This window comes from Rhodococcus sp. C1 (assembly GCF_020809065.1).
Taxonomy (GTDB): Bacteria; Actinomycetota; Actinomycetes; order Mycobacteriales; family Mycobacteriaceae; genus Rhodococcus_F; species Rhodococcus_F qingshengii.
The window spans coordinates 2,779,078-2,804,065 of the sequence record NZ_CP078080.1 but is presented as its reverse complement, the minus strand read 5'-3'; the positions used below and the strand labels follow the sequence as shown (position 1 = coordinate 2,804,065).

The window sequence follows — 24,988 nt, the reverse complement described above, 5'->3', positions numbered from 1 at the left end:
CTCCCATTGTGTTTCAACTGTGTGGTTTTCGAACTATGTGGCCGTGCGTTTCGACAAATGGCTGTCGAGCAGCGGGGCGATCGCCGCCCACCCGGCTGGGGTCACCAATCCGGCGTGGTCGTACGGCAGATGGTGTACTGCCATGTCCCGGTCCCCGCGGACTCTGCGCCAGCGATCGGCCAGCAGCTGTCCGGACGCCTCGGCGTCGGCGGTGATCAGAGTAACCGGTCCGTCGTAGGTTGTGTCGGTCGAACTGGCCACGAGCAAACGAGTGGCATCAAAACCCGCCCGAACAGCGTCGACCAGTCCCGGTGCCTGAGTGAGGATCTCGGGTGGCAGGGCGGCGGCCAGATCTCGGTCGTCGGCATCGTCGCGACCGCGATCGTCACGATCTCCCAGTGGATGAGTATCGATCAGACCGGCGAACTCCACTGTCTCGCCGATATCGACCAGCTGAGCAGCCATCGCGGCAACGACGTTGCCACCGAACGAGTAGCCGAGCAGGTGATACGGCCCGCTCGGTTGCACGCCGCGAATCGTGTCGACGTACATCGCTGCCAGTTGGTCCACGTTCGTCGGTTCGAGTGGCTCCCCGGCAACTGTGGGCAGTTGCAGGCCGAACAGTGGACGGTCGGCCTCGAGAACACCGGTCAAAGGCGCAAAGGGCCAAGCGAATCCACCGGCCGGATGCACGCAGAACAGTGGTTCTCCGCTGCCTTCGGCTCGCAGTGTCAGGAGGCGATCACGACTCAGATCGATTTCGGACGCCGACTCGTCAAGGTGTACTGCAAGTTCTGCAACTGTCGGACGGGCCATCAGCGTTCCCACACCGACGCTCACCGACAGGTCGTGCTCCATCTCCCCCACCAGTCGCATAGCTCGAAGCGAGTCGCCGCCGAGATCGAAGAAACTCTCTTCGGGATCGACTGCCTCGACGCCGAGTACCCGCGCAAAGACCTGGCACAGTTGCCTTTCCATCTCGGTTCGCGGTGCTCGGGCCGCTGCTCGGGCGGGGGGTGCCGGCAACGCACCGCGGTCCAGTTTTCCGTTGGGCGTCAACGGGATCGAATCCACGACGACGATGTCCGACGGAACCAGGTGTGCCGGTACGCTTTCCCGCAACGCAGCTCGCAGATCGACTGGATCAGCGCCGGGTTCTTCGATGACGTAGCCGACCAGTCGCGGCGGCGCACCGCCTTCGCTACGGACTGACGCTGCCGCTCGCAACACTCCCGGCAACGACGCCAGCGCGGATTCGACTTCACCCAATTCGATCCGAATGCCTCGGATCTTGACCTGATGGTCTGCGCGACCCAGATATTCGAGTTCGCCGTCGCGGCGACGCAGTACAACGTCACCCGTGCGGTACATGCGCTTGCCGACGGAGTAGGGGTCAGCAACGAACACAGCGGAGGTCAACGCGGTCCGGTGAAGGTAACCCATCGCCGTTCCGTCTCCGGACATGTACAGCTCGCCCGCCGCTCCGATCGGTACCTCCCGCAGACCCGAATCGAGTACCCGCGCAGACGCGTTCAGAATCGGACGACCCAGGCAGGGTGTCTCGCTCCCCTGAACCGGGGATCCCATCGCGTTGATCGTGAACTCCGTCGGCCCGTAAAGGTCGTACCCGTCGACACCGTCCTGATCGCGCAATCGCGACCACAACTCGGCAGGTACAGCTTCTCCGCCGAGCATCACCAACACCGGCGTCCGCTCACCGTCGAGGAGACCGGCGGCCATCAGTTCCCTTGCATACGAGGGGGTTACATTTACGACGTCGATACCGACTTCGCGGTAATGCTTCACCAGCGACGCGGGGTCCAGTCGCGCCTGCTCGTCGATCACGTGAACTTCGTGCCCCGCGAGCAACCAGAACAGTTCCTCCCACGACATGTCGAACGAGAACGAGACTGTATGCGCGATGCGCAGACGTCGGCCACCCACACTGTTTTCGGTCGGAGTGAATATCTCGGCCTTGTGATTGTGATACATCGTCGTCAACCCGCGGTGACCCACCACGACGCCCTTGGGTTTTCCGGTACTGCCCGAGGTGTAGATGACGTAGGCAGGCTGGTCCGGTGAGGTCGGCCCGCAGACCGCGGCCTCGTCGACAACTGGTGCCGAAGACTGCCCGTCGAGTACTCCGGCCACGTCCGGGTCGTCGAGGACCAGACGTGGCTGTCCATCGGGAACAACGAGGTCACGCGTCTGAGTCGTGGTGACTACCAGCGCCGCATCGCTGTCGAGGATGAGTTCGCGCAGGCGTGCCGGCGGGTGAGCCAGATCCAAGGGAAGGTAGGCCGCTCCGGTTCTCATGACGGCGAAGATCGCGACGACGTGATCGGCAGTACGCGGAAGCGCGAGCGCGACAACACGGGTCGGTCCCCCGCCTGGTACCGACTGCCCCAGCGCCGAAGCGAGTATCCGTGCCAGTCTGTCCACCCGAGAGTTCATCTCGGCTGCGCTCAGTGTGACGTCTCCGAAGACCAGCGCCGTCTCGTCCGGAGTTGCCGCTGCCCTTTCGCGCAGTAGTGCGTCCACGCTACCGCCGGCCTGGTCCGGCCGTGGCATCACGACGTGCTCCGAAGCGAATTCCGCGGGGGTGCGCGAAAGCGGAACCGCCGTGTCCGCCACCGTGGCGGTATCGGAATTCGCCATCACTTCGAGAATCGTGATGGTGCGGGACAGGATGTCCTGAGCCACGTCGTGCGGAATCAGGTCAGGACGGTTTTCGAGTGTGAGCGCCATCGCCGCGTCCCCGACACCCGGATCCACGTCGAGCGTGAGCGCATAGTGCGTGCCGTCCACCGCATCGAACCCGACGATTCCACTGCGACCGAACGTGTCTCGACGTGCCTGTTCGTCGCGAGGGGTGTTGCGGAAAACGTAGAGCGTGTCGAAGAGCGTGGCGAACCCTGCACTTCGCTGCACGTCGCCGAGCCCGAGATGGTGATGCCCCAGCAGCGAACCTTGTTCACGGAACAGGCGTCCGAGCAACGCCGAGATCTCCTCGCCTGGCCGGACCCGGACACGCACGGGAATGGTGTTGAGCGCCAAGCCCACCATGCGGTCGGCGCCCTCGACCTCGGGTGAACGTCCCGAAACCGTCGATCCGAAGACCACGTCGTCACGCCCCGTCACGGCGCGCAATGCCAGGCCCCACGCCGCAGAGACGACGGTGGACAGCGTCACTCCGCTACGTCTGGCCAGCTCGCGTACGTGCTCGGTGATCTTCTGTTCGAGCTGAACCCGGGTGAACACCGGCAACGGAGCGCGTCCGCCTGATCCCGTACCACCCACGAGTGTGGGTTGCTCGAGATCCGCGAGGTAGTCCTTCCAGGACGAGATGGCGTCCGTGCGATCCGCTTCGGCGATCCATCGCAGGTGATCACGGAAGTCCGCAGGCTTGTCGAGCGCGCCGTCGAGTCCAACCGGGTCCGTGCCGTGTGTGCGAGCAAACTCGTAGAGCGCAAAAAACTCCGCGTACATCAAGGTCTGCGACCAACCGTCGGTGAGCAGGTGGTGCTGAGTGAAGACGAGGTGCGCTCCCCCACCTGGCAACCAGACCAACACCATTCGAATGAGTGGCGGCGCACTCAAGTCGAACAGCCTGCCGAATTCAGCCTCGTCGACGGCGCGGACCTCGATATCCAAGTCCTCGGGTGCGACTGCGCTCAGATCGATTTCGCGGAAAGGCATTTCGGCTGCCCTGGGCACGAACTGCACCGGAGCGTCGAAACCGCCGTGTGTGAAGCCGGCCCGCAGGTTCGGATAGCGCCGCAAGAGCGCATCCCCCGCTGCTCGGAGTGAGCGAACGTCGACGGCGGCATCGGCGGAGAACTCGAATCGCGGCTGCATGTGATAGACATCCGTGCCGCCGGCGCCGTCGAGAACCGACTGGAAGTACATGCCTTCCTGCAAGGGACCGAGTGGCAGCACGTCCTGCCAGCCCGGGCTCAGCGATTCGAGCCGTGCCCGACGATCCGCATCGACGGCTACGAGTGGGCTCGGCACACGATCCGGCGCGGTGTCGGGCAATGCCTTCCGGTCCACCTTCCCGTTGAGGGTGAGTGGTAGTGCTTCGAGCACCGTGATGGTCTGCGGCACCATGTGTTCGGGTAGGAGCCGCGCAATCTCCTTGCGCACCAGTACCGAATCGAGCGTGGTTGCACCTTCGGGAACCACATATCCGTGCAGACTTCCGGTACCCGCCGCATCGACGCGAACGGTGGCTGCCGCGCGGAACACACCTGCCACCGATCCGAGCGCGCCTTCGACCTCGCCGAGCTCGATGCGGAAACCACGAACCTTCACCTGATCGTCAGCACGACGAAGGAAGTGCAAAACCCCTCGCCGGCGTCGGACCAGATCGCCGGTGCGGTAGAGGCGTGCCCCCGGCAGAGAAGGATCGGCGACGAACCGAGCGACGGTCAGATCGGGGCGGTTCAGGTATCCGCGGACCACCTGCGCACCGCCCAGATACAGCTCGCCCGCAACGCCTTCCGGAACCTCACGCAGGTCGTCGTCGAGGATTCGCACGTGCACATCGGTCCAGGGCTGACCGATCGTGACTCGGTCGCCGGTCGTGATGACCGAAGATGTCGCCCACACCGTGGCCTCGGTGGGTCCATAGACATTCCGGACCGAAGCAGCGTTGGCCACCAGATCGTCGGCCAGATCCTGCGGGAGGGCTTCCCCTCCCACCAGGGCTCGCACCATGGCGAGTCCGACTGCGTTCTCGTGTTCGGTGACCACTCGCCACAGCGCCGGCGTTGCCTGCATCACTGTCGCATCGCTTGCGATGATCAACGCCGACAACGCATCCGGGTCGCGAACCGTCCTGCGGTCTGCGATCACGACAGTCGCGCCCGCCGCGAGCGGGCACAGCAACTCGAGTGCCGCGATGTCGAACGACACCGTTGTAACCGCGACGATGCGATCGCCCGGCCTGATCCAGCAATCCTCGAGTACCGTGTCCGCGAAGGCTGCGAGGTTGCCCGTCGAGACCATCACGCCCTTGGGGCGACCCGTCGAACCGGAGGTGTGGATCATGTAGGCGAGGTGATCACCCGCCGCGGGCGGCGGAGGAAGCACGACACCCGAGTTGGTGAACTCACCGTCCACGAAGACACTCGTGGCGACCGTCAACGGAAGTTGCCCGGCGCTGTCGATACTGGTCAGGACACACACCGGAGCCGCGTCCTCGATCATGAACTCGAGCCGCTCAGTCGGGTAATCGACGTCGAGTGGCAGGTACGCAGCGCCGATGCGCAGTACCGCGAGCAGTCCGGCCACCAGATCCGCATTTCGATCCAGCGCGACGGCGACTACCTTCTCGGGTCCGGCGCCGACCGCGAGAAGTTCGCGGGCCAGCTCGTCGACGCGCGCCGACAGTTCCCCGTAGGTAATTCCGACCTCGCCGGAGATCACCGCGATGTCGTCGGGGTGGCGGCTGACGTGTCGAGCGAACAACTGCGAGATCCCCGACGGCGGCGTCGCGCGTCGGCCCGGGTCGCGATCCGGCTTGTTTTCCGCCAGTCGCAGATCCGCGACGACAGTGCTGATTTCGTGACCGAGGACCGCGATCACACCGTCGAGCAATGCGTCCGCAGTCGCGGCGTCGAACAGCCCGGCATCAACCGTCAATCGAAGTTCTGTTGCGGTTCGGACGAATTCGAGGTCGACGCTCTTTCCGGGCGAGTGACCGACACGGGCAGCGAACAGGCTGCTCGTCGGACGCCCGAGTAGATCGGCGATTCGGTCGAGGCTGACATCGGAATGCGCAAGTGCCTCGGAGACAGCGTTTTCGACTCGCCGAACGACATCGGCAATTCTAGGCCGACCGGACAGGTCGACCCGAATCAGGGTGTCAGTCCCTTCCGAGACCAGTCCGACCGCAAGGTCCCGACCACCGCCGAAGCTGTTCAGCGTCGCCGCCACGGCGGCCAACAGCACCGCGTCGAATCCTGGTTCGTCACCGAACCGGGCATCGCGTAGCTGACGGAGGTAGGTGTGCGGGCGGTACTCTTCGCCGCGCGGGCGGTCATACGGAAGGTCCGTTTCGAGGGGCAGGTCCGCGAGCGTGCGAACCCAGTACCGCTCGTGATCAGGATTTCCCGCCACCGCCGGGGCGCGGAACGTCGCCACGGTCACGACGGGTCGATCGACGCCAACGACCGAATCCGGCGAGAACTTCGTCCGATCGACGCGTGCGGCCACGGCAAGACCGAGGGGGGTCGGGGTGTCGAAGACATCCGAGACGACGACGCGAATTCCCAGCTTGCGCAGGCTTCCCACCAACCGCATCGCAGTGAGCGAGTGACCGCCGAGAGTGAAGAAATTGTCGCCCGGATCGACGTCGGGAATCTCCAACACCGTTGCGACACAGGCGCACACTGCATCCACGACCGCGGGATCGACATCGATCGCAGGATCGGACGCGGCCACCTTTTTCGTGACAGCGACATTTTTCGCGGCAGACACCGCATCGGCAACGGACGCTGCCTGTCGGACTACCGTGAGCACCGCGGATGCGGGAGCTGTCGGCTCGGTCAGCAACCCACGCAGGATCTCCGCGAGCCGTGTGACCATTCGCTCCGCCGTGGCGTCGGAGACAACTGCCGGATCGTGGTACAGAACCAGATCCAGACCGGTGCTCGGCGGCGCCATCAACGTCATCGGATAGTGCGTGACTCCGCGGTTGGTGAATCCCTCGACCCGCAGTGTGTGCGATGCAGGCTGTCCTGCACCGGAGTTCGGGAAGTTCTCGAACACCAGGAGCGTGTCGAACAGTTGCCCGATTCCGGCGATGCGTTCGATCTCGGCCAAACTGGTGTGTTCGACGTCCACGATGTCGAATTGGGCGTTCTGGAGATCGACGAACTGATCGAGCAAAGGCCGGTCCGCGACGATGTCGAGGCGGGCCGGAATCGTGTTGCTGAACAACCCGACCATTCCCTCCACCCCCGAGAGTTCGGCAGGTCGGCCGGACACCGTGGCCCCGAACACGACGTCCCACTGTCCTGTCGCTTCGGCGAGCGCTGCTGCCCACGCACCCTGAACCAGGGTGTTGACCGTCAGCGCTCGCGCACGGCCGAGTTCGATCAGCGCTTCGGCGTCCGATGTCGCGAGAGGAACCTCGAGCGCGACGGGCACACTTCGCGGCGCTCCGGCATCGGCAACGAGAGTCGGCGCGGTGAGCCCACGCAAACGCTCGCTCCACGCTGCGCGGGCAGAGTCCTGATCACGGCCGGCGATCCATGCCAAGTAGTCGCGATACGGCGTCGGCGCAGGGAGGCGGCTGTCGCCGTCGTGGTAGACGTTCATCAGCTCGCGCAGGACGATCGGAGTCGACCAACCGTCGGTGAGCAGGTGGTGCGCGTTGAGGACCAAACGGTGCACCCCGCCGGGCAGCCGAACCAGTAGTGCACGCAGCAGAGGCGGTGTACTGACGTCGAAGACATGCTTGGCGGCCTCGTCCTCGAGCTGATCTGCAGAGCGGAATGCAGTGTCAGCTGGAACGGAGGTCAGATCGACCGAACGCCACTCGACTTTTGCGCCGCGCGGAATGATCTGAACGGGCCGTTCGAACTGCTCGTAGTGAAAAGCTGCGCGAAGGTTCGGGTGCCTGTCGATCACGGTCTCGAACGCGTCGGCCAACTTCGCCTCGTCCAGTGGCCCGGAGAGGTCGAAGCGTGCAGTAAGTGTGTAGACGTCTGCGGCTCCGTCACGGACCGCATGGAACAGGAGACCTTCTTGTAGCGGCGAGAGCGGAAGGACGTCGGCAAGCGGTCCGTGGACGGCTTCGAGTTCGTTGATCCCGGCCTGATCGACCACCGCGCCCTGGCCGAAGATCGTCGCCGAGCAATCGGAAGGCGTCAAACCACCCTCGAAGAGCGCGGCATGCGCGGTCAGGGCAGCGAGCGCACGTTCCCAATGCTCTTGCAGCTCGACGATCGTCGCGCCGTCGAGCACTGAACCCGCCGCAGTCCATTCGACTGCCAGCGTCGTCGAGTCGTCCTCTCGGACAAATGCGTTGAGCGCCAGCACTTCCGACATAACCTTCGTCGCCGGCTCGATGACCGCGAATGGATCCTGCTCCGGCAATCGCCATCCGGTTCCGGGCAAGGACGGGAAGCGGCCCAGATAGTTGAGCAGCAGTTCGGGTGTAGCGCACGCGGAAAGGTCAGGTGCGGTGTCGGGATCCAGATGCCGCAGAACTCCATAGCCGACTCCGCCTCCGGGTACGGCGCGTTTTGCCTCCTTCACCGCACGAAGGAGATGTCCCGCAGCTGCTCCGCCGCTCAGTGCGTCGGCAAGATCGTCTGCGGTGAGCAGTGCATCGGTGGGAACCCGGACGGGGAACTCACTGGTGAACCACCCGATGGTTCCGGCGAAGTCGGTGTCGCTGGTGAGCGCGTCGCGGCCATGACCTTCGACGGTAACTGTCTGCGCGGGCAGCCCGATGAGGCCGCGGCCGTGCTGCCATGAGCGCAAGGCAAGCATCAAACCCGAGAGAAGCACTTCGTCGGCCTTGGCTCGATACGCCGCCGGAAGCGTGGTCAACAGCGCGTCGGTGACGGCCGGGGGCGCAATGGTTGTCGTGCGAGAGGCGGTTGCGGTCACGTCGATCTTCGGGTCGAGACGACGACTGCCGATCGGCTCGTCGTCCGCCTGCACCGACGCGGACTTCCAGTACTCGAGCTCTGACGCCCTGCTGCCAGAGGCCCCGAATTCCGCGAGCAACCCTGCGTATCGACGCCACGAACTTCCGCCTGCAGCCAACCGGGCCGACCTACGCTCGCGTGCAGCATCGGTGGCTTCGTGGAGGTCTGGAAGCAGAATTCGCCAGGACACACCGTCGACGATCAAATGGTGAGCTACGACGATCAATTGGTCGGGTCGACCGGCCTCGGTATTGACCAGTACGACTCGCAGGAGTTCACCGGCACGTGGGTCGAGACTCGCCGCCGACGCCTCCGCGAGGTCTCTGATCCGGGACGGCTCGGAGGTGTCGGACACCGCGCGAACGAGTCCCTCGCTGCGCACCGCGCCGGGGTCCCGGACGATCAATTCGGTAGTGCCGCTGTCGTTGTCACGGCGCAGGAGCAGGCGTAGAGCGTCATGGTGATCGAGGATCGTCTGCACGCCGGACTGCAGGTCACCCAGTGAAAGGCTGTCGTCGATGCGCACTGCGGTCCACTGCGCGTAGCCCGCGATTGCCTCGTCTGTCGGATTCTTGTCGATCAGTGCTCGAACGATCGGCGGGGCGATCACGGTGCCGGTGGCCACGTCCGCAACCGAGGCTACGGCGTCGGCGTCATCGGCAATCTCACGTGCCGCAGCGGCGATGGTTCCCAGATCTCGCTGTGCCAGTAGTTCTTTGGGAGTAACGATCAGTCCGCGCACCCGCAGGCGACTGCTGACACTGATTGCCGTGATGCTGTCACCACCGAGGCCGAAGAAGTCCTCGTCCACGCCGACGCGTTCGCGGCCGAGCACCTCGGCCACCACGTCACAGAGGATTTCCTCGCGCGGTGTGGATGCGGCGCGACCTGCCGATTCGGCAGCCGGGGCTGGTAGTGCCGCACGATCGAGCTTTCCGTTCACCGTGACGGGTAATTCGTCCAGAACGACGATTGCGGCGGGAACGAGATGATCCGGTACGCGACCGGCGAGGTCACGGCGCAATTCTTCCTGCGGCGGAAGCGTCGCGCCGGCGGCGGCTACAACGTAGCCGACGAGGCTGGGCCGTCCCCCATCCGTACGGATCAGCGCGGCAGCCGCGCCGATTCGGGGTACCGATCCGAGAACAGCCTCGACCTCGCTCAACTCGACTCGATGTCCGCGAATCTTCACCTGCTTGTCGCTGCGACCGATGAAGTCGTAGCCCCGCCCCGGCACCCACCGCGCCACGTCCCCGGCGCGGTACATCAGATCTCCCGGAGCCCCGAAAGGATCTGCGACAAAACGCTCGGAGGTCGCGCCGGCGCGGCCGAGGTAGCCCCTGGCCAATTGCGGTCCCGCCAGGTAGAGCTCACCTCGTTCACCGTCGGCGACCGGCTCGAGCGCGCTGTCGAGAAGGTACGCACGGGTACCCGCGAGGGGGTACCCGATACGCGGTCCGGCACCTTCGACCGTGGTCGCGATCGCGTCGACCGTCGTTTCTGTGGGGCCGTACAGGTTTCGAGCCGGAACACCGGATTCGATGATCGCGTCCCACAGTGCGGGCGGTGCCGCCTCGCCACCCACGACGAGGAGCTGCAACCGCTGCGTACGCAGCAACCCGTTGTCCACCATCGCTGCCGCCATCGACGGCGTCGTGTCGACCACGTCGACGCAATCTCGCTCGAACGCCGCGACCAGAGCAACCGCGTCCTTCTGCAGTTCCTCGTCGTATACGTGCACACGATGACCACACAGCAGCCACAACAGTTGATCGAGAGACGCATCGAAGGCGAACGACGCTGTGTGCGCGGTGTGCAGTTGACGGTTCCCGACGCGCTCGGCGGTGTCCCGGTAGATGGTGGCGCGATGGTGGTGAAGCAGGTGCGCCAATCCACCGCCTCTGACCAGCACACCCTTGGGCTTGCCTGTCGATCCCGAGGTGTAGATGACATACGCCAGGTGATCACCATGCCGTGCTGTCGCCAGTTCACCGAGTTCGAGTGGAAGCTCGGAATTAGCACGGAGTTCTTCGCGGACTGCGTCGGAATCGATGACGAGGGGGTCGGGCCGAGAACCTCCGACGAGTTGCTCGGCCAGAGTGGAAGTGGTGATCACGACCTTCGGCTGCGCGTCGTCGATCAGATCTCGCAACCGCTCGGCCGGGTGCTGCGGATCCAGGGCCACGTACGCTGCGCCCGCGTTCAATGTCGCGAGCAGAGCCACCACCATCTCGGAAGTACGCGGAAGCGCAAGTCCGACAATGTCGTCCGGGCCGACATCGCGGGCCCGAAGCAACCGGGCGAGCTTGTGGACGCGGCCACCGAGTTCTGCGCCTGTCAAACGTTCGTCACCGCACACGAGGACTGTGTCATCCGCGTGCTCGACAACGATGCGGTCGAACACGTCGGGAACGAGTTCGACCGAGCCGGGCAGCGGTGCAGTTTCGCGGCCGGCGAGAATCCGCGCGGCTTCGGCCGCAGGCATCATCTCCACCTGACCGACGGCAGGATCTCCCTCCCCGACCATCGCGTTGACGATGCTGACGAAACCGGCGAGGCGACGCTGAACCGATTCCCGAGTATTGGTACGCGCGTCCACTTCGAATCCGAGTAGAACTTCGCCGTCCGCAATGGGCGTAACCGTCAAACCCAGGTCCTCCGGCGGTCCCCCGGCGACGTTTCGCAGTACACCCACAGCGCCGGCGAAATCGAGGGCGAAGTCGAAAGCCTTGAGATTGATTCCGATCCCGTGAAGCAGTGCGCCGGTTCCGGCGACGCCCAGGTCCCGAGCAAGATTCTCACCGCGGTAGCGCTGGTGTGCGCGCAGGCTTTTCATCGTGGCGGCCACCTGCTTGCTCAGGTCACCGAGTCGATCGTGGCTGCGAATCGTCAACCGGAGAGGCAGAACGTTGACTGCCATGGCCGGCGTCTTGAGTGCCGTGCGGCCTACGCGCGCCATGAGTGGCATCGCGATGACAACATCCGTCTCGCCGAGCAGTCGGTGGAGAAACGCGCCGTAGCAGGCGATCAGTGCCTCGGCCCACGTTGTTCCCGTCGCGTCTGCCACCTCTTTGAGGCAGCTGAGGGCGTCGGCGGTAATGACCTCGCGAACCTGGATCGTTCGTTCCGCCGGACCGGTGACCTGCTGGCCGCGTCCGTCCAACGCGGGCAACGGCGTCAGGACATCACGCCAGTAGTCACGATCTTCCGCGAACTGCTCGCCAGCCCGGTACGCCTCGTCCTCGCTGACCAGATCTGTCATAGAACCGAATCGCGTTGGCGCGACCTCGGTTCCCTTCTTCGCGGCCGTGTAGTGCGCGGCGACTCGGCGCGAAATCATTGCTGCGCTGTATCCGTCGACGATCAGGTGGTGATAGAGCTGAATGCACCAGATCTCGCGATCGGAGAGCCTGATCAGCGAGTAGGTGTACAGCGGACGCTCCACCATCAGGCGGCAGTACTCGGACGCCCGGCTGCGCTCGGCGTCGACCAGTGCGTGCGCCACGGCTACGGGATCGCGCTCGTCACGGACGTCGGTGATCGGGATGATGCCAACCGGCTCGTCGGAGATGTACTGACGCGGGCCGTCCGCCGTCTCGATCATCCGCAGCCGCATGGTTTCGGCTTCACCGATCGTCGCCGTGATGGCGGCTGTCAGCAGTTCGGTGTCGATCGGTTCGTCGCCCGAGATTTCGAGCACCTCACCGACGAGGTAGCTCCGAGATTCGGGATCAAGCCTCTGTGCGTTCCAAATCCCGAGTTGAGCTCCTGTGAGAGCAAACGTAGCTTCGCTCGCCGCTCCGGAGTTCGAACCTGGAAGAACGCTCACACTGATCCCCTCGTCTGTGGACACACGTCACCCAAGGGTGACCTAACGTCGTTTTGGGTAGCCTAAACTAAATGTCAATGAATCGGGGAATCCGCCTCGCCGGTGACCCGAGAACCGACGGCTCCCGACGCGTCAATCAGAGGACACGCGCTTCTACAACCGCTTGCGGGACAGTCTCTTTCGTGAATCTAAACGAGAAAGTGAAGGCTAGTCCATCAGCGTTGCCGCGACGGTTCCGCCCAGTTCATAACAACCATCGCGGACAGATTTGTCCACGCTCACAGTCACTTCGAGCGGATCCGCCACCGCGACCAATCCGAGCCCGGTGGCGAGTTTGCGCACCGAGGACACTGCACCGGCAGTGTCGTTGTTGCCGTGAACCCACAGGCCGTACGGTCGATCCGAAACCGCGCCGAGGCATTGGTAGTACGTGGTGTCGAAGAAGTATTTCAGCGCGCCCGACATGTAACCGAAATTGGCGGTGGTTCCGAAAAGATAGCCGTCAGCAGCGAGGACGTCGGGCACCGTCGCCGCCAACGCCGGCATCACCTTCACCTCGACGCCCTCGATCTCGGGATCGCGAGCCCCGGCCAGGACTGCATCCAACAATTCGTGGGTTGTCGGCGAGGGCGAGTGGTGAACCACCAACAATGTCTTCACACACCTGACAATACGGCGACGGGTGGCGCACCCGTCGCCGTTCACGCCTACGCCGAAACCGTTTCCGCGCTCATCGCCTTGACCAGGTCGTCGGTTCGGGTGACCGAGGCGCAGCGCCCGGCCGCGTACTCGAGCGCGCCGACATGCTCGTCCAGGGAGAAGTCGGCTACCGCGTCGCCCACGAAGAAGATCTGCACGTCTTGCATGAACCCGTCCAAAGCGGTAGTCAGGCAACCGATGTGGGCATAGATTCCGGTGATGATCAGCTGGTCACGCCCACTCTCGCGCAGCCGCTCACGCAGATCTGTCTTGATGAAAGCGCTGTAGCGCCATTTTGTGAGCATCACGTCGTCCGGATGCGGAGCCAACTCGGCGATCACGTCGGTGTGAGCGGGATCTGCCTTCAGACCCGGTCCCCAGAAATCCGACAGCAACGCGCGCTCCTCGGGATCCTGATCACCGGGTTGCGCGGTGTAGACGATCGGGATTCCGGCAGCTCGCGCCGACGAACGAAGCCGGTCGATGTTCGGAACCACGGTTTGGAGCGGGTCGACGCTTCGGTCGTACGCGTTCACGAAATATTCCTGCATGTCGTGCAGAAGCAGCACCGCTCGGGAAGGATCGAGAGTCCAGTCGACCCGATTCTGCGGAAACTCGGTGGGCATCTCGTATCGCACTGCTGTGGGTAGCGCCATGATGAATCTCCTCGAAAATGTGGGGGTGGGAACCGATCAACTCGACAGAGTCTGTGCAGCAATCGATTCGCTGAGAACACGGCGCAAGGCCGCCTTGCTGGTCTTTCCGACGCCGGTGACGGGGAACTCGGTCACGAACTCCACTCGATCCGGAACCTTGTACGCCGCAACGCCTCGGCCTCGTATATATCGCTTGATCTCGCCGACGGTCGGGGCATCTCCGGAAATCACCAGAACGGCGCAGGTTCGCTCGCCCAGGTACTCGTCGGGAACAGCGACGACGGCCGCATCGTGGACAGCAGGATGCGAGAGCAGGTGGTTCTCGATCTCCTCGGCGGCCACCTTCTCGCCGCCGCGGTTGATCTGGTCCTTTGCGCGGCCCTCGACAATCAGGTGTCCCGTATCGGTGACGCTGACCAGATCGCCGGTGCGATAGAAACCTTCGGCGTCGAAGACCTCGGCATTGTGCGCATCCGCCCGGTAATAGCCACGGATCGTATACGGACCCCGAGTCAGTAAGTGCCCCGTGGTTCCGGGCGCGACGAGCGCGCCTTCGTCGTCGACCACACGAACCTCGTCGTCGGGTGAAATGGGCCGGCCCTGAGTGCTGACGATCAATTCTTGCGTGTCGTCGAGGCGGGTGTAGTTGACCAGCCCCTCGGCCATCCCGAACACCTGCTGGAGGGTGCAGCCCAGCTCCGTGGGTACGCGTGCAGCGGCTTCGGCGCTGAACTTCGCTCCGCCGACGCCGAGAACCCGCAAGCTCGACAGATCGTGATCTGCCTTACTGGGGGCGGCCATCCAGGCCAACGCGATCGGTGGAACCAAGGAAGCGTGCGTGACTCGCTCTGATTCGATCAGGCCGAAAGCTGTGGAGGGCATGGTGTCCGGCGCCAGAACCACGGAGCCGCCCGCGTGGAGAACACCCAGGATGCCCGGCGAACTCATCGGAAAATTATGCGCTGCAGGAAGAACCACCAACATGCGCGTCGACTCGTCGACGCCGCAGATCGGGTTGGACGCTCGCACCGAGTAGAGGTAGTCGGCGTGCGTTCGCGGAATCAGCTTCGGAACACCAGTCGTGCCACCGGAAAGCTGAAGAAAGGCGACCGACAACGGATCGACGTCGGCAAGAACGGGAACCTCGTATCCGCGCAGCGAATCGAAACCGACAAACTCTTCGGGGTCACCGGCCACGATCACAACAGGCGGAGTCTCGAGGCCTTCGTTCACCTCACGCGCCAGCGCGCGGTAGTCGAACCCGCCATGACGGTCGGCGACGATATAGGCAGCGACATCAGCGAACTGGCAGAAGTATCCGATTTCGGTTCGGCGATGCGCCGGCAACCCGAAAACCGGCAGTGCGCCGAGCTTCAGCACACCGAACAATGCTTCGACGTATTCCACGATGTTCGGTAGCTGCAGGAGCACCCGGTCACCGGCGCGAACACCCAAGCCGGACAGGCCTCCGGCCACGGCCGAGCTGCGACGATCGAGGTCGGAATACGTCAGCCGTGTCTGTGTGCCAGAGGCATCGCTGCCGACCACCGCTTCGTTGTCGGGATGCCGTGCGGCCGCGGCCGTGACGAATCCGGCCAGCGTCTCGTCAGTCCAATAGCCTCGTTCCCGATAATGCGTCACCAAATCGGGTGGATACTGTGCGACGGGTGCCAAGGGCTCGCGAGCGATCCTCGAGGTCATGCAAGTGACTCCTGTTCGAAAGTACTGTCAGCAAATACGTCTCACGCTTTGAGCGTCGCTCCACCGTCGACGTACAGCGCCTGCATGGTGATGTGGGCCGCCCGGTCGGACAGCAGGAAGTGCACCGAGTCGGCGATATCGTCTGCGGTGGCCAGTTTTCCGAGCGGAATACCCAGGCGATAGCTCGCCAGATTGCCTTCGATGACCGCGTCGGCACCCGAATCGTCGGAAGGGTCCGACCACAATGACCGCTGCATCGCTGTGTCGGTGGATCCCGGAGCGACCACGTTGACACGAATGCCGTCAGTAGCCAGCTCCAGTCCAGCGGTTCGAACCAACATGGTGGCAGCAGCTTTGGACGAACCGTAAGCACCCATCCCGATACGTGGGACACCGGCCGCGTTCGACGAGACGACCACCATCGCCCCGGCCCGACGGCGACGCATTTCCAGTCCCACGCTCTGCAGCACGTTCAGCAATCCGAAGACGTTGACGCCGAATATCTTCCGCCACTGGTCCGGATCGGAGTCCAGCACCGATCCGGTGTCGAGAATTCCGGCGACGTGCGCGAGCGCGTCGATCCGGCCGAACGTGTCCATCGTCGAGGCCACTGCAGCGTCGACTGCCTGCCGGTCGGTCACGTCCACGACGTGACTCTCGATATCGGCGCCTTCGACGATTGTTTCTGCCAATTCCGCAGTTACCCGCTTCAATTCGACGTCGTCGCGATCGAGCAACGCCAGCGAATACCCGTCGCGCGCAAGCGTACGGGCCACTGCGGCGCCGATCCCCGCCGCAGCACCGGTGACCACGGCGATTCGGCGCTCGCTCACTGCGGGCACAGGACCTGAACCCAGGCATTGATCGTGGGCTCTTCTGCCAACTCCGCGAAGTCGGCATCCGCGCCCGCTCCCCGCCACCGTTCGACGAGCGTCATCAAGCGAACCGAGTCAAGGCCTTCGTCACCCAGGTCCGCGTCGTCGCCGAGTTGTTCTGCCCTCATCGACAGAACCTCGGCGACGTCGCGCACGATCTGGTCACGGTCCACGGTGTTGCTCATCGGTCTCCTCGAGTAGTGGTCGACGCGCTCAGATCGAGCCAACCCAACCTCGTGTCGACCCCGTCCGCACGCCTTGACTTTAGGCCAGCCTAACCATAACGGTACGGAAGTACACAACCCGGACGCTCGCAACACAAATTCACCCAAACTAAGGCTAGCCTCAACATAACAAGCAATCTGTCGAACTGGAAGGGTGTCCATGTCAGCACTCGCCGAAGTCTCCGAATTCCCGTTGCGCAACAACCGGACTGACGATGAAACGGACTCCGTTTTCCTGCTCTCACGTAGGCAAACGTCGATCCGCACTTCGGGAGTAGTCGAAGAATTCGACTCGGCCTTCGACGCTGCCGAAGCCCTCAAGACCGGGCGCATCGACTCGGTCGTCGGCGCCCTGCCGTTCTCCCCGGAGACGCCGTCCGCCCTCACCGCGCCACTGAGTTTCACACGAGTCCGCGGTGATCTATATCACTCGAACATCCCGTCATTACCCACTTCGCGGGTAGTCGGATTCGAACCCAGCCCGCAGATCCACACCGACAGGGTCCGCGGAGCCATCGAACGACTTCGAGCAGGCGAACTCGACAAAGTTGTCCTCGCACGCTCCCTGACCATCGAGGCCGAGTCCACGATCTTCCCCGCCGCTCTGGCCGAGAAACTGATTGCACTCGATCACGCGCACAACGGTTTCTGCGTCGACCTGTCCCCCGCCGGAGGAAAGTACCGCGGGCGTTCGCTGGTCGGTTCGACGCCCGAGGTTCTGATCGAAAGGCGAGGCGGCGTCGTCACCTGCCACCCGCTGGCGGGCTCGATTGCACGCCATCCGAATTCGGATCAGGACGAGGCGAATGCCGAGCAACTCCGCGCGTCGACCAAAGATCTGGCCGAACACGCGTTTGTCGTCGACTCCATCAGCGCGATACTCGGACCACTGTGCACGTCCTTCAATGCACCCAGCGCACCGGAAATCCTTCGGACACCGCAACTGTGGCATCTCGGGACCAAGATCGAAGGTGTCCTGATCGACCCGAGCCTGACCTCGCTCGAACTCGCAATGGCGCTGCATCCGACTCCCGCTGTCTGCGGCACACCGACGGTCGCCGCACGCGAGCACATCACCGCAACCGAAGCCGATCGTGGGTTCTATGCCGGTGCCGTGGGCTGGTGCGACCGGACTGGAGACGGCGAGTGGATGGTAGCTATTCGTTGCGCCGAGATCGCAGCAGACGGCCTCTCGGCGCGGGCCTACGCCGGCGGCGGCATCGTCGCTACTTCCGACCCGGAAATCGAATTGAGAGAGACCAGTACAAAATTCCGCACGCTACTCAGTGCGTTCGACCTCGCTGAACATCATCTCTGACAGGGCGTCACTTCTTCGAGGTGTTCAGGGCAATCGCGGCGTGAACGAGTGCCTTGAACGCCTTTTCGTCGACGGCTTGGCCCTCGTGGAAATCGATCGCCCGTCGCGTATTGCCCTCGAGGCTGGAGTTGAAGAGTCCTGAAGCGTCGTCGAGTGATGCGCCTTTGGCAAAGGTCACCTTCACTGCGCTCTTGTAAGTCTCACCGGTACAGATCATTCCGGCGTGGTACCACACGGGAACACCTCGCCACTTCCATTCCTCCACCACATCCGGATCCACTTCTTTGATCAGAGTTCGTATCCGGGCGAGCATCTCGCCCCGCCAGTCTCCGAGTTCCTCGATTCGCTTGTCGATCAACCGAGACGGGGAATCTGCGCCTTGCTTGTCGGACTCACTCTTCGCCATCGCTTCGTCACTTCCTGCTCGTCGCCGCCGATCTCCGGTGAGTCGAGTATCCCCTCCTGCACGCGGATTCACTCGGTGAATCACTGACGCATCACGGCGTCTCGGCAGATGCGATTTCTTGCAGTCTCGGTCAAAGTGAGACGGACGTCCAGTATTCTCTGGGTACTAAGTCCCGATTCTTCGGCCTGGAGGACTGCATCGTGATCTGGAATCGACCGCTCACCCACTCAGTCGTTTGGGCTGCCGGATCGGTTGTTCTCGCCGCCGCGATTGTCGGCGTTCACACTGTTCCTGCGGCGGCGCAACAGGCCCGCGTCTTCGACGTACTGTGCACACCCACCGATGCAGGCCTTTCCGAGCTGTCCGGACTCACCGTCACCGCGGCCGGGATGTACGCAATCGGCGACAGCGGCTCCGACGATCGGGTCGCCGAACTCGATTCGAACTGCCACGTGCAGCGCTGGATCAGCGTGGGCACCCCTCGTGTCGACGTCGAGGATCTGTCGTCGACTCCCGACGGCCATCTGTGGCTGGCAGACATCGGCGACAACAACGCGGTACGAACGTCGGTCGGGCTGATCGACCTCGATCCGGCTTCAGGTGCGGCGACCTCCTACCCCCTGGTCTATCCCGACGGCGGGCACGACGCCGAGACACTACTGATCCAGAGCGACGGGGCTCCCGTCATCGTCACCAAGGACTACCTAGGTGCAAGCGTGGTCTACACAACCGCTGAGCGACAGCAGGTTCAGGATCTGAGTACGGGCTCGCCGACCATGTTGGCCAAAGTAGTTCAGCTCAGATTTACTCCCACCCTCACACCCGGTGGGCCCGTCCCCCACGCCGGCACGATGGCTGTCACCGGCGGCGCCGTGAGCAAGGACGGCACGGTGGTAGCGCTCCGCACGTATACCGACGCTTACCTGTACGCAGCTCCCGACGGCGATGTCGTGAAAGCGTTGAACACCAACCCGATTCGCGTCCCCCTTCCCGACGAGCCACAAGGTGAGGCGATCGCGTTCGACGCTGCCGGTGATCTGATCAGTGGCTCCGAGGCATACCGAGGGCCATTACCACCAATCCGAATTCTTCGCGGCGCCAGCGACATCGCACTGTCGGGCGGAGCGAGCGGCTCTCTCGGGTCGTAGTCGATTCGCGTCCCCGGGAAAGCGGACAGGCGCCGCTATCATGGCCGAGTGAACAAACAACTTCGAGCGACAGTGGTGGTCTCGGCAGTTCTCGCATTGGCTTCGTGTGCGAATTCCCTCGAAGGATCACCGCGCCCGGATGCGTTTGTTCCGAGCATCGACAACCCGGATCCGTCCGAAGCCATCGACGGAGTTGTCACGGTCGACTACCCAGCAGCCCAACACGTACGCCCGAACGAACGCGTGGCGTACACATATTCACCGCCCTTCGGCGGCCGTCATGACTCGGTCTGGGCAAACTGCACCGGAGTTGTTTATCCACAAGCGATTCGGACCGAGAATGCGGTCCATTCTCTCGAGCACGGGGCCGTGTGGATCACGTACAACCCCGACCTCGTCTCGAGCGAGGATCAGGCTCGCTTGGCACAGCGAGTCGAGGGCATGAGCTACACGTTGATGTCGCCGTATCCGACCCTGGATTCGCCGATCTCGCTGCAGTCGTGGGGCCGTCAGCTCAAGCTCGACAACGCCGCGGACGCGCGCATCGATCAGTTCGTCTCGGCTCTGCGCGTCAACCCGAACACGTATCCCGAAGTGGGCGCGACCTGTTCGGTGCCGGTGACGAGCTTCGACCCGAACAACCCGCCGCCATTCGACCCAACCACTCCGGATCCGTCATCTCCCACAACCGTTCCGGAGCGGTAGCGTCTCAGCAGGCCCCGCTTCGCGGCGTAGACACCTACTTGCCTCGTGAACGGCGTTCCAGTTCGACTGCCCGTCGCATGGTTTCCCGAGCCCGGCTTCGGTCACCGGCATAGTCGTAGGCGCGAGCAAGTCGGAAGTTCTGCTTCCAGTTGTCCGGGTCTGCTTCCCAGTCGACCTTGATCTGGGCGAACAACTCGTCGGCAGCCGCTCGCTCGATCCGGCCCGAAGGCAATTTCGGAAGCGCAGACGCATCGACAGCGAGGCCCTCGTCGTGAATCTGCTGCGCGAGGCGCTGGTGCGTGAAGCCGGCACGGAGCGTGGCGATGACGAGCCACAGCCCCAGGAACGGCAGGATCAGCACGCCGATCCCGAGACCGATCGCGGCGCCGCCACCGTCCTGGATGAGCTGGATTCCGCGCTGGCCGAGCAGCACGAAGTACACCGCGAGCGCAATGCAAATCGCGACGATCAGTGCGACGGTGCGGGTGGTCTTGTTCATAGATCGAGAAAGGAATCGATACCGACCGTCAGACCCGGACGCGAGCCGATCTGGCGGACACCGAGCAGAACGCCCGGCGCGAACGAATTCCGGTCGATCGAGTCGTGGCGAATGGTCAGCGTCTCGCCCTGAGTTCCGAGAATCACTTCCTGATGCGCGACCAGTCCGGCCATCCGCACGGAGTGAACCCGGACGCCGTCGACGTCGGCTCCACGCGCACCCTCGAGCTCTGTCGTGGTGGCGTCAGGGCTACGTCCGACGCCTGCTTCCGCGCGAGCCTCGGCGATCATGGCGGCCGTTCGGTATGCGGTGCCCGAGGGAGCATCTGCCTTGTTGGGGTGATGGAGTTCGATGACCTCGACGGAATCGAAGAAGCGCGCCGCGGCAGCCGAGAAGCGCATCAACAGCACAGCACCGATGGCGAAGTTCGGGGCGATCAGAACACCCGTTGCCGGCTGGGCGTCGAGCCAGGACTGAACAGTCGCAAGCCTGGACTCGTCGAAACCGGTGGTGCCGATCACTGCATGAATTCCGTTGGCCACGAGGAATTCCAGATTTCCCATGACGACGTCGGGGTGCGTGAAATCGACCACTACCTGAGTGCGGGTGTCGACAAACGTCTCGATGCGATCACCGGTGTCGACCTGAGCGACGAGTTCCAGATCGGGAGCAGCTTCCACTGCCTCGCAGATCGCTCGACCGACCTTGCCCTTGGCTCCCAGAACCCCGACCCTGATGGGTGCTGCACTCACGTCTTCCACGCTCCGTCCGATGCATTGTTTGAGGTGAAGCCTACGCAATCACCCCGATGCGCTCACCATCAGTCGGGCGGGAGTTATGTCACCACTGGCACACTGGACGTAGTGAGCAACCGTCCGCAAGTCCGCGAAACCGGCAACCTTCGACCACTCGAGTTGGCAACGGGTGCCGTCATGGCCGGATTCACGGTCGCGTTGTCCGTCATTGCCACGGTCATCCCCATGGCCAGCGCCCTCAACCTCGTGGCCGCCGTTCCGATGGGAATTGTTGCCCAGCGCTTCCGAGTCCGCGCCGTGACGACAGCCGGTATCTCGGCCACGGCAGTCGCCTTCGTCGCGGCGGGTTCGGGATCTGCGGCGGCGGTCGCATTGAGCGCTCTCCTCGGCGGAATCATCGGTACGGTCAAGCGGCGCGGTCTCGGCTTCGTCTCCGCATTGCTGTCGTCATTGGTCATCGGGCCCGCGCTGGCGTTGTTCTCCATAGTCCTGTTGCTTGTTCTCGCTCCGCTGCGCACCTTGTTGTTGACCTCGCTCGAGAACACCGCGTTGGGCGTGGCCGAGATCTTGAAGCGTGCCCCCACACTGGTCGGCGCAGCCGAATGGATCGATAACAGCATCGGCTCGATCATCGACTACTGGTGGTTGTGGATCGGCGTGTCCATCATCTCCGGAATCGTCCTCAGTACCGTCGTCTCCTATTTTGTCCTCGGCGCCGTCCTCGACCGATTGGCTGCACTCCCTTCGGCCGACCCGCTCCAGACAGCACCCGACGACCGTCCGATCGATCCGTTGCCGGTCACTTTCGATCACGTGGGCTTCACCTATCCGGGTGCAACGACACCGGCCCTCGTCGACGTCAACTTCACCGTGCGACGAGGAGAGTTCGTCACCGTCGTCGGCCACAACGGCTCGGGCAAGTCCACACTCACCCGGTTGCTCGCCGGTCGCGCGCCGACTGTCGGGACGCTGACGAGACCCGGGTCCGCCGGTCTCGGCCGACACGGCGGAACCGCCGTCGTCCTCCAACGACCCGAAAGCCAGATCCTCGGAACCCGCGTCGCGGACGACGTCGTCTGGGGGCTCCCCCCCGAGTCGCATCCCGACGTCGATGCACTGCTGGCCGAGGTGGGACTCGCGGGCATGGGTATGCGTGAGACCTCCGGGCTGTCCGGTGGCGAGATGCAACGTCTGGCTGTTGCAGCCGCGCTGGCGCGGCGCCCCGCTCTGCTGATCGCGGACGAAGCCACCGCGATGGTCGATCAGGCCGGCCGGGAGGAATTGGTCTCGCTCCTTGCCGAACTTCCGCGACGCCACCCGATGGCCGTGGTACTGGTCACCCATCACCACGCCGACACCCGCAACGCAGATCGGGTGATTCAACTACAACGCGGACGGCAGATCGATCACCAACCCGGTTGGATGACGTCGACGTTCGGGGGTCCGCCGTCTGCGCCGTGGCCGGTCAGCACTCGAGCTGTCCTCCAACTCACCGATGTCACCCACACGTACAACGACCGGACTCCGTGGTCGCGGCGCGCACTGTCGGACGTAAATCTCACAATCGGCGACGGCGACGGGCTGCTGGTTCTGGGCGGCAACGGTTCCGGTAAATCGACTCTGGCCTGGATCATGGCGGGCTTGATCGCACCGAGCAAGGGAACCGCAGTCTTCGACGGCAAACCCGTCTCACGCCAACTCGGCACCGTCGGTCTCACGTTCCAGCATTCGCGACTGCAGCTGCAACGCCGAACCGTCGCCGAAGACATCGAGGCCGCCGGAGGTCCGGAGATCGGATCGGTGCAAGTCTCGTGGGCGCTCGACGCCGTCGGACTCGACCGTCACATCGCCGGCCGCAGCATCGACGAGTTGAGCGGCGGACAGATGCGACGCGTCGTCCTGGCCGGTCTCCTCGTGCGCCAACCGCGGGTACTCATCCTCGACGAACCGTTGGCCGGTCTCGATCCACCCGGTCGACACGAAATCCTGAACGTACTCAGGTGGATTCGTCGGAACGGAACCGCAGTAGTCGTCATCTCCCACGATGTCGACGGCATGGACGCCGTGTGCAGCAGAACAATTCGACTGTCGGAGGGTCGCATCCTCGACCCTGCCGCCAGCAGCGCCTTGGAAGGATCGACGACGTGACAACACTTCTGCGCGAAGTCCCGACTTCATCGCCGATCCACCGATTGTGGGCCGGAACGAAGATCGTTGCCGTCGTTCTCGTCAGCATCATAGTCGTGACCGCTCCGTCCTGGCCGGCGATCGGCGTCGTACTCGGATTGTTGTTGCTGACCGCGGTGATCGGACGCATCCCCCCGACTGCAGTTCCGCGACCTCCGTGGTGGTTGTGGGCGCTGATCCTGCTCGGCGCGTTGATCAATCTTCCGATCGGCCTCGACGCAGTCTTCATCTACCTGCAAGCTGTGACGTTCGGTCTTGTATTGCTCTGCGTCTCACTGATGTTGGCATGGACCACGTCGATGAGCGATGTGGCGCCGGCACTGGCAACGCTCGGTAGACCGCTGCGATTCCTCAAGATCCCGGTCGACGAGTGGGCGATCGCGACGGCCCTCTGCATTCGTTCACTTCCGCTCTTGATCGACGAGATGCTCACCCTGGTGGCGGCGCGACGACTACGCCCGAAAGCTGTGGTGAACAGCGCTGCCGACAATTCGATAGTCGATCTGATCACCACGACCATGTCGGTGGCAATTCGGCGCTCTGCCGAGATGGGTGAAGCGATCTCCGCTCGCGGGGGCACCGGTTTGATCGCGGCGTACCCCAAGCGCCCTCAGCTCGCCGACCTGTTCGCGCTGATCGTCGTCATCGCCGCGTGCGTCAGCGCGGTTGTTTTGACTCTGGTTCTGCGCTGATCGGATCACCGCTGACAGAATTTCCCTGGGCGATGATCGCAGAACCCATCCAGCGCCGTAGGTATCGCCGCAGTTCCTCGTCGCTCCGCTTCGGGTCGCCGGGCGCGAGGAAAAACGACTGCATCGTCCGCAGGACGTATTCGACCAGTTCCTGAAGTGATGCGTCGTCGTATCCGAAACGCACCCAGTCCACGTCGAAGCGGGTGATCATCGCCATTCCGAAGGCCTGCGCCTCCTGAGAGGTCAGACCTTCGGGATGAAGACTCGAATTCGTGCTGGTGAGCAGAATGCCGAGATGCGGCGTTCGGTGGACCTGGGTCAGGGTGTAGACGACACCCTCGGTCATCGCCTCGACGGGATCTTCGATGCCGCTCACGTGTGTGGTGAGCCGATCGAGGTAGCCGTCGACCGACGCGATTGCAGCTGCCCGCATCAGAGCGTCAGCGCTGGGGAAGTATCGATACACGGTCTGCCGGATCACGCCCAGTGACTCGGCGACGTCGCCGATGCTGATTTCCGAACTCGTCCGTCCGATCAACTCGACCGCGGCCTCGACAATGCGACGAGACGCATCTTCGTCACTGTCCGGTGGATTGCCGCCCCACCCACGCCTTCGTGCCACTGCCCA

Annotated in this window: 15 protein-coding genes; 5 read left to right on the top strand and 10 right to left on the bottom strand. The window is 63.7% G+C overall.

The genetic code is table 11. The features are described 5' to 3' along the window. Window positions 1–33: 33 nt before the first annotated feature. From KTR60_RS12940 to KTR60_RS12915, 6 genes are all read right to left on the bottom strand, one after another. Complete coding sequence (locus KTR60_RS12940) at window positions 34–12,495, bottom strand: non-ribosomal peptide synthetase (RefSeq protein ID WP_228402211.1); 12,462 nt, start codon at window positions 12,493–12,495, stop codon at window positions 34–36. Between the two features lie 207 nt (window positions 12,496–12,702). Beyond that, window positions 12,703–13,155, bottom strand: a complete 453-nt coding sequence (locus KTR60_RS12935; protein ID WP_003942217.1) for a flavodoxin family protein — start codon at window positions 13,153–13,155, stop codon at window positions 12,703–12,705. A gap of 47 nt (window positions 13,156–13,202) precedes the next feature. Further along, window positions 13,203–13,850: an isochorismatase family protein gene (locus KTR60_RS12930; protein WP_007735125.1), complete on the bottom strand. Its 648-nt coding sequence runs from the start codon at window positions 13,848–13,850 to the stop codon at window positions 13,203–13,205. Window positions 13,851–13,886: 36 nt separating this feature from the next. Then, on the bottom strand, window positions 13,887–15,551 hold the full coding sequence (locus tag KTR60_RS12925; protein WP_007735122.1) for a (2,3-dihydroxybenzoyl)adenylate synthase: 1,665 nt from the start codon (window positions 15,549–15,551) through the stop codon (window positions 13,887–13,889). A 41-nt stretch (window positions 15,552–15,592) separates the two neighbouring features. Further along, window positions 15,593–16,393 carry a 2,3-dihydro-2,3-dihydroxybenzoate dehydrogenase gene (locus KTR60_RS12920; protein ID WP_007735119.1) on the bottom strand — a complete coding sequence of 267 codons (801 nt, stop codon included), beginning with the start codon at window positions 16,391–16,393 and terminating at the stop codon, window positions 15,593–15,595. Continuing rightward, window positions 16,381–16,611: a phosphopantetheine-binding protein gene (locus KTR60_RS12915; RefSeq protein ID WP_003942230.1), complete on the bottom strand. Its 231-nt coding sequence runs from the start codon at window positions 16,609–16,611 to the stop codon at window positions 16,381–16,383. The genes KTR60_RS12920 and KTR60_RS12915 overlap by 13 nt, the downstream gene beginning before the upstream one ends. Window positions 16,612–16,810: 199 nt before the next feature. Between KTR60_RS12915 and KTR60_RS12910 the strand changes: the two genes are divergently transcribed. Beyond that, window positions 16,811–17,968 (top strand): isochorismate synthase, encoded by a 1,158-nt coding sequence (locus KTR60_RS12910; protein ID WP_007735117.1) that lies wholly within the window; start codon window positions 16,811–16,813, stop codon window positions 17,966–17,968. A gap of 7 nt (window positions 17,969–17,975) precedes the next feature. Here the strand turns inward: KTR60_RS12910 and KTR60_RS12905 are convergent, their stop codons facing one another. Beyond that, the gene (locus KTR60_RS12905) at window positions 17,976–18,374 is read right to left on the bottom strand and encodes a DUF1801 domain-containing protein (RefSeq protein ID WP_007735116.1); all 399 of its coding nucleotides are present in this window, start codon (window positions 18,372–18,374) and stop codon (window positions 17,976–17,978) included. 200 nt (window positions 18,375–18,574) lie between these two features. Here KTR60_RS12905 and KTR60_RS12900 point away from each other — a divergent pair, with 200 nt between their 5' ends. Together KTR60_RS12900 and KTR60_RS12895 are read left to right on the top strand one after the other, a co-directional pair. Beyond that, window positions 18,575–19,522: a hypothetical protein gene (locus tag KTR60_RS12900; protein ID WP_228402210.1), complete on the top strand. Its 948-nt coding sequence runs from the start codon at window positions 18,575–18,577 to the stop codon at window positions 19,520–19,522. 48 nt (window positions 19,523–19,570) lie between these two features. Continuing rightward, window positions 19,571–20,227 (top strand): DUF3105 domain-containing protein, encoded by a 657-nt coding sequence (locus tag KTR60_RS12895; RefSeq protein WP_003942235.1) that lies wholly within the window; start codon window positions 19,571–19,573, stop codon window positions 20,225–20,227. 34 nt (window positions 20,228–20,261) lie between these two features. Here KTR60_RS12895 and KTR60_RS12890 read toward each other — a convergent pair whose 3' ends face one another. Together KTR60_RS12890 and dapB are read right to left on the bottom strand one after the other, a co-directional pair. Continuing rightward, a complete protein-coding gene (locus tag KTR60_RS12890) occupies window positions 20,262–20,726 on the bottom strand; it encodes a hypothetical protein (RefSeq protein WP_003942246.1) in 465 nt (154 codons plus the stop codon). Further along, a complete protein-coding gene (gene dapB / locus KTR60_RS12885) occupies window positions 20,723–21,478 on the bottom strand; it encodes a 4-hydroxy-tetrahydrodipicolinate reductase (protein ID WP_007735114.1) in 756 nt (251 codons plus the stop codon). Before dapB ends, KTR60_RS12890 begins: the two co-directional genes overlap by 4 nt. Window positions 21,479–21,589: 111 nt before the next feature. On the opposite strand from dapB, the gene KTR60_RS12880 reads away from it, so the two are divergent. Together KTR60_RS12880 and KTR60_RS12875 are read left to right on the top strand one after the other, a co-directional pair. Beyond that, a complete protein-coding gene (locus KTR60_RS12880) occupies window positions 21,590–23,629 on the top strand; it encodes an ATP-binding cassette domain-containing protein (RefSeq protein WP_007735113.1) in 2,040 nt (679 codons plus the stop codon). Then, window positions 23,626–24,360, top strand: a complete 735-nt coding sequence (locus KTR60_RS12875) for an energy-coupling factor transporter transmembrane component T family protein (protein ID WP_007735112.1) — start codon at window positions 23,626–23,628, stop codon at window positions 24,358–24,360. The genes KTR60_RS12880 and KTR60_RS12875 overlap by 4 nt, the downstream gene beginning before the upstream one ends. Here the strand turns inward: KTR60_RS12875 and KTR60_RS12870 are convergent. Continuing rightward, a complete protein-coding gene (locus tag KTR60_RS12870) occupies window positions 24,326–24,982 on the bottom strand; it encodes a TetR/AcrR family transcriptional regulator (protein WP_007735111.1) in 657 nt (218 codons plus the stop codon). The genes KTR60_RS12875 and KTR60_RS12870 overlap by 35 nt on opposite strands. Window positions 24,983–24,988 lie beyond the last annotated feature (6 nt).

What these genes read in the sequence shown, in the direction of transcription:
- KTR60_RS12925 (WP_007735122.1), bottom strand. Translation starts at nt 15,551, where the DNA reads ATGACCTCGAGGATCGCTCGCGAGCCCTTGGCACCCGTCGCACAGTAT.
- KTR60_RS12930 (WP_007735125.1), bottom strand. Translation starts at nt 13,850, where the DNA reads ATGGCGCTACCCACAGCAGTGCGATACGAGATGCCCACCGAGTTTCCG.
- KTR60_RS12910 (WP_007735117.1), top strand. Translation starts at nt 16,811, where the DNA reads ATGTCAGCACTCGCCGAAGTCTCCGAATTCCCGTTGCGCAACAACCGG.
- KTR60_RS12905 (WP_007735116.1), bottom strand. Translation starts at nt 18,374, where the DNA reads ATGGCGAAGAGTGAGTCCGACAAGCAAGGCGCAGATTCCCCGTCTCGG.
- KTR60_RS12915 (WP_003942230.1), bottom strand. Translation starts at nt 16,611, where the DNA reads ATGAGCAACACCGTGGACCGTGACCAGATCGTGCGCGACGTCGCCGAG.
- KTR60_RS12890 (WP_003942246.1), bottom strand. Translation starts at nt 20,726, where the DNA reads ATGAACAAGACCACCCGCACCGTCGCACTGATCGTCGCGATTTGCATT.